This window comes from bacterium, from assembly GCA_030652805.1.
GTDB lineage: Bacteria > JAHJDO01 > JAHJDO01 > JAHJDO01 > JAHJDO01 > JAHJDO01.
The window spans coordinates 1-6,140 of sequence record JAUSPT010000059.1; the positions used below are offsets into that span (position 1 = coordinate 1).

6 protein-coding genes are annotated in these 6,140 nt (G+C 38.3%); 5 read left to right on the top strand and 1 reads right to left on the bottom strand.

Annotated features, from left to right (window positions below; all coding sequences use genetic code 11):
* The 4 genes from Q7J67_06765 to Q7J67_06780 all read left to right on the top strand — a co-directional run.
* A partial coding sequence (locus tag Q7J67_06765; protein ID MDO9464980.1) for a hypothetical protein occupies positions 1–192 on the top strand: 192 nt, incomplete at its 5' end.
* A gap of 529 nt (positions 193–721) precedes the next feature.
* A complete protein-coding gene (locus Q7J67_06770; GenBank protein ID MDO9464981.1) occupies positions 722–1,744 on the top strand; it encodes a radical SAM protein in 1,023 nt (340 codons plus the stop codon).
* A gap of 767 nt (positions 1,745–2,511) precedes the next feature.
* Complete coding sequence (locus tag Q7J67_06775; GenBank protein ID MDO9464982.1) at positions 2,512–3,639, top strand: glycosyltransferase; 1,128 nt, start codon at positions 2,512–2,514, stop codon at positions 3,637–3,639.
* 159 nt (positions 3,640–3,798) lie between these two features.
* Complete coding sequence (locus Q7J67_06780) at positions 3,799–4,488, top strand: class I SAM-dependent methyltransferase (GenBank protein MDO9464983.1); 690 nt, start codon at positions 3,799–3,801, stop codon at positions 4,486–4,488.
* Between the two features lie 167 nt (positions 4,489–4,655).
* On the opposite strand, the gene Q7J67_06785 is transcribed toward Q7J67_06780, so the two are convergent.
* Positions 4,656–4,853 (bottom strand): hypothetical protein, encoded by a 198-nt coding sequence (locus tag Q7J67_06785; protein MDO9464984.1) that lies wholly within the window; start codon positions 4,851–4,853, stop codon positions 4,656–4,658.
* Positions 4,854–4,946: 93 nt separating this feature from the next.
* Between Q7J67_06785 and istA the strand changes: the two genes are divergently transcribed.
* Positions 4,947–6,140 (top strand): IS21 family transposase (gene istA, locus Q7J67_06790; GenBank protein ID MDO9464985.1); only part of this gene is annotated, 1,194 nt, incomplete at its 3' end.

Below are 6,140 nucleotides of genomic sequence, written 5' to 3' on the forward strand. Positions count from 1 at the left end.
GTAATTTCCAACATACGTAAAATCATAGAATTGCCAAAGTTGAGAGAAAAATTAAAAAAGAATTGTATTAAAATGAGAAAAGATTATTTTTATAATATATCCGAAGAAGAGCATACAACATTGGTGGTTGAGTGTATTAAAAACGAAGTTCTCCGAAAAAGTACTAAGCCAAGCTCTCAACGAAACATGTGATTTCTGGGAAATGGGGTGGAACGCAATGTGGAACGGGGCCGGACATAGCCAACACGTTGATATGCCGAGGCGAACAAAGAAAATTGGTAAATATTTGGTGAACCCGTTTTTTTGAAAATTTTGACAGACAAAGCCTGTAGGACTTGCGGGTTGTGGATCGATCTTTAGGAGCAGAGAATACGGCGATAGTATTTGTTCAGGGGATAAAACCAGATGTCTTTTTGTAGGAGTTGTGCTTTGTTGTATCTATCGAGCTTGCTCCTGCCCGGAGAGTTAAAAAAAGTCTCTGTTATGGCATTATCAATACAGGGGAATTCCAAAACATCATTTTCATCTTTTTTTTCATCTTTACTTGAAAGAAACGGAATTCCGGTTTGATAATAGAGATGGAGATCTCTTTCTCCTAATTTCGCAATTATTGACAAATAATTTACTACCAAGTATGACCTAATTACCTAAGTTTATATACCTGCATAGTTTTCGGTTCGGTCAGTTTAAGGGTTGATATCTGTTTATGAGGAGTTTTGATATGTTTCGAGGACTTAAAAAGGACCACTTTCTAAAACGGATAAAAAAATGGGGGCTTCCTGGGCAATTTCCGACCTTTTATTATATTGAAGTGACCTCTGCTTGTAATCTTAAATGCAAAACCTGCCCACGCACCTATTCGAATAGAAAGAGGGGACATATCGATCATGAAATATTTTCAAAGGTTATTGAAGAAATTTCAAAGTATATTCCGCAACCGCATAATATTGGGTTTCATTTCTTCGGTGAAGCTTTATTAAATCCTTCCTTTTTTGATTATGTAAACCTTACTGCAAAATATCTTCCAAATGCAGAACTCGCGGTTTCCAGCAATGCAAGCCTTCTCGATGAAACAAAAATTGACGCTATTTTGGACAGTCGCTTAAATAGCTTTGGTATTTGGCCAGATGCTATTGATCAAACAACTTATGATCAAATTCGACCTGGGGGAGATTACCACAGAACAAATAGCATGATTATGCGTCTTCTTGAAAAGAGGAAAATACGCAATAGAGAAAAAGATCTGGAGATCCATATTGGAATGGTCGTTAATAAAATCAATCGCCGATATATTGATAAATTTATTAAAAAGTGGAGAAAATCATTTGGTAGATATGAAAATACTCACTTATATAAAAACCATAGCATTGACTGGGCAGGCCAAGTACCATCAGAAACTGTGCTCAGATCGAAAAAGAACACGATTTTCCCGATAATTTATCCGTGTCTTTCTCCTTTTACAACATGTATTGTTACTTCAAGTGGAGATATAACCTGCTGTTGCCTTGATTGTAATCTTAAATTGAAAATAGGAAATATAAGGGGATCTTCAATAAAAGAAATATGGTCTTCTGAAAAAAGTCAGGAAATAAGGAGCAAAATGATTGAAATGACTTTTAGTTTGAATGACCTCTGCTATCACTGTCATAACTACTTTCGAGATCCATTCAATTATTTAAATGATAAAATTCGTGCTGTTGTTTCACCTTTTGATATGCAACCGTGGGGCAAAATTGACAGTTAATTATTGGGTTCCTATGGCTGCATAAGCATAACATAGGTTTTGGTTATCCCAAATCCACCGCCTAATTTTACGAATTCCTTTAGTAATAAGGTCTTGCAGTAATTTTGCTTGCACCTGAGTACTGCAAATAAAACATTATAAACCTATGTTTCTCAAGGGTTCTCCGATTTTGATGGTGAATCAGGGTTATACTCGGTAATTGACCTTACACCATAGTATGGGGTAAGGTCAGTAAGTTTAGCACAGGAGGAGTGCTTTACAATAATAAGTTTTGGGAAGGCACCGCATGTTATTTGGAATGATGATATTTATCGACGTTATTCTGGAAAAGTTGCCGTTTTCGCACATTTGGTCAGAAGTATTGGTGTTAGTTTTGCGGAAATAGTTTAGTGATCCAATTATCTTTGATATCATCTCAAAACTGTTTTTGAAAGCGAAGGGATCACACAGATCAGGGAATTAGATAGGTCTATATTAAACCATACAGCCCTAACCATAGCGGCAAAGTCGAACGGTTACATGGCACGGATGAACAGGAATTTTATGAGCTTCTTACCTATACAGGTGACATAGATTTAAATAAAAGATTGGCATAAGGGAAAAGCTTTTATAACTTTCACAGACCCCACGGGAGTCTTAACGGAAAGACTCCTTTCTAAATTCTACGAGAGAGGTTGCAATGATACCAAATTCGTCAGCCGAGGTCGGAGTCATCACATATAAAGCTTGCTATCTTGCTATTATAGATACAAATACGGGGTGCTAATATGCGAACTAAAAAAATACTTGTAATCCCCCATTTCCCGGGAGAGGAAATAAGAGTAAGAGAAAAAGAAATAGCCTTACATTTGGCGGAATATTACGAAGTGTATTATCTTTATTGGCGTCAACCTGAAGACCGTAACATAACAGAAAGATTTAAAAGTTTATTGTCGAATATTTTTCAACCGACATCTTTTAGGAAAAAAGGAAAAATATGGTATCTAAGGATCTCATGCATTCCGACACCAAGAGCAATAGCTAAAATATTTAATAAGATTTCTCTTTCAAGGCTTTTTAGAAGAATTTCTTTTGATGTCGTTATAAATGCTTCTTTTCTTTTTCCTGTGAAAAAAGAACCTCATCATAGATATTTTGTAGATTTGGTAGATCTTCCAGTAGAGAACTGGCAGGATAAATTAGGGACATATATGTTAAAATTTTATGAGGAGGAGGTATTAAAGGCGGATAAAGTATTCGTGGTGTCTGAAAGTCTCGGAGAAATAATTTCGGAGAAGTTTAATTGTAAGACTATATTCCTTCCAAATGGAACAAATATAAACTTTTTTAGAAATGTAATGAAGGAAGATGTTTCAAAATTAAGAACAAGATTAGGATTAGAAGGAAAAGAGATTCTGGGTGCGGTAGGGAATTGGGGAGAATGGATGAATCTACCGTTTTTATTAAAGGTGTTTGGTGAGTTCAAAAAAGGTCATAAAAACGCAGCCTTAGTATTAGTTGGTCCCGGCCCCGAAGTTTCTAAATATAAAAACGAAGCAATAGATGACTCTGTCATTTTTGTAGGTTCGGTCCGCCCTGATAATATTGAAAAATATTTCCTTCTTTTTGATTTGGCAATACTACCGAATAAAAAGACATTATGGCAAGATGTTGCTTTCCATATAAAGCTTGTAGAGTATACTGCCGCGAGAAAGATGGTAGTGTCCACTCCTCTTCGTGAGGTATTGAATTTGGGGTTTCCCAATGTGATTGCCGTCGAGCATGATGTAGAAAAATGGATAGATGCAATCGAAAAAGGTTTAAATATTACCTGGAATCCTGATTGGGATTTATTGGTTGAACATTTTGATTGGCGAAACATATTGGAATGTGTAGTAGGATGGATTGAAGAATAATTTATAGAGTTAGGGTATATGAAAATTGTGCGAGACAATGGCCATTTTCGAATTAAAAAAGCTGCATTATTTATAGCGAAGTATTTTTACTCCGCAATCACTTGTGTGTACTTATTTGTTGTTGGATTTATTTTTGCTAAAAATCGACAACTAATATCCATGATTTGCAAGCATTTCGGTTATGATCCTCAATATGACGTTCGTATCATCCCAAATGTAAAATTGTCTGATTTGATCTTAGAAGATGTTTTAATCAATATATGTAAAGAGCGCAAAGTCGACGGGAACGTGTCGCTATATGAACTTATTGTTATCAACAGCTTAATTCAATCGTATAATCCGAGTAAGCTTTTTGAAATAGGAACGTTTAATGGTAGAACTACCTGTAATATGTCTGCAAATTGTTCACCAGAGTCAACAGTTTACACATTGGATTTGCCAAAGGATAGGATAAACTTTACAAAACTACCTATAGTTAATGGTGAAAAGATTTATATTAAAAAAAATGTAATCGGCTGTAGGTACTTGGGGACAGATTACGAAAAAAAGATCGTCCAACTGTTCGGAGATTCGGCGACATTTGATTTCTCTCAATTTTTCAACAAAATAGATTTTGTTTTTGTGGATGGATCACATAGTTATGAATATGTATTGAATGATTCGAAGAAAGCGATTAAATTGCTTCGAAATAGGCTTGGTGTAATTTTATGGCATGATTATGGGGTTTGGGAGGGCGTTACAAGAGTGCTTAACTTTTTGTACAAGACAGATAGGAACTTTAAAGATTTAAAACATATTGAGGGTACCTCTTTAGCCTACTTAAGATTATTTTCAAGTGAAAATATGTGAATAAGCGGGTGTATTCGAAGATGTTCCATGTCTTTCCCCTTTATGAAGCAAATATTTATGAAATCCGAGGTTTCTGGCAACTTCCGCAGCATGGTGGCCTTCTCTGTTAGTAAATATCCAAACCCAGAGGGGCTGGCTTTAGAATAACCCCTTAAGAAGGGGATAATTTACCTTGCCTCCTGAGGGAGCAAGGATGAGTTTGCGCGTACCTTGATTACATCGGGAAAACAGTAATGAAAATCCTGCTTATTTATCCATGCAGATTCCGGTCCAAACCTGCCACCCATTCCGGAACATAGTTGCCACTGATTCCGGGTGAAACCTGCCACCCATTCCGGCGGAAAGTTTACCACTTTTCGGGTCATTTCCGGAATGCAAAAAACATCTTTTAATCATCCTTTTCCCATCCGAATTGGTTAGCATCTTCTCTTAACAATACTTCAGAAGAGGAGATGCAAATGGCACGGAAGAGGATTAGCATGAAAAAGCTTCGAGAGATTATACGTTTCACGTGTACTACCAACATGAGCGAGAGAAAGATAGCCAGAGCACTCAACATTTCCCGGCCTGTTGTCGGACAGTACATCAGGGACTTCAGCGCAAGCGGCCTTACCTATGAACAGATCAAGGACATGGCAGACAGCCAGTTCCTTGCCCTGTTTGAAAAACAAAAGAACAGAAAATGTTCAAAGTACGAGGAGCTATCAAGACAATTCCCCTATGTTGCGATAGAGCTCAAAAAAACCGGTGTAACCCTCATGACCCTGTGGAATGAGTATCAAAAGGGACATCCAGACGGTTACAGCTACTCCCAGTTCTGCTATCACTTTCAGGTATGGAGAAATGCATCAAAAATAACGATGCATATCGAACATAAGGCCGGCGACAAGATGTTTGTCGATTATGCCGGTGATAAACTGACGATTGAGGATCGCAAAACCGGCAGGGAACAACCGGTGGAAGTCTTTGTGGCTATCCTGGGATCCAGTCAGTTGACCTATGCGGAGGGATCTTTAAGCCAGAAGTCGGAAGACTGGATCCGATCGAATGAACGTTCTTTCATCTACTTCGGTGGTGCTACCCAGGCAATTGTCCCCGACAACCTTAAATCCGGAGTAACGAAGAGCAACAAGTATGAGCCGGGAATCAACCCCATGTTTGACGACTTTGCCGAGCACTACCGGACAGTTATTCTTCCCGCGCGGGTTCGCCGTCCACAAGACAAAGCGCTGGTTGAAAACGCGGTTCGACTTGTCTACCAGAGGATATATGCTCCACTCAGAAACAGGACTTTTTTCTCTCTTAAGGAACTCAACGAGGCCATCTGGGACCTTCTGGAAAAACATAATAACACACCCTTTCAGCGTTTAAATATCTCCAGAAGAGAACTCTTTGAGAAGATTGAAAAACCGGTTCTCAAGTCCCTGCCGGTGGAACGGTATGCCCTCAAACAATGCAAGGAACTCACTGTCCAGATCAACTATCATGTCGAATTGCGTGAAGACAGGCATTACTACAGTGTGCCATGGCAGCTCAGAGGTAAACGGGTGAGAGTCATATACGATGACAGGAATGTGGCGATCTACTATGACAACATAAGAATCGTTCAGCACAAAAGGATTCGTATCCCCAACGATTACACCACTCTGCCC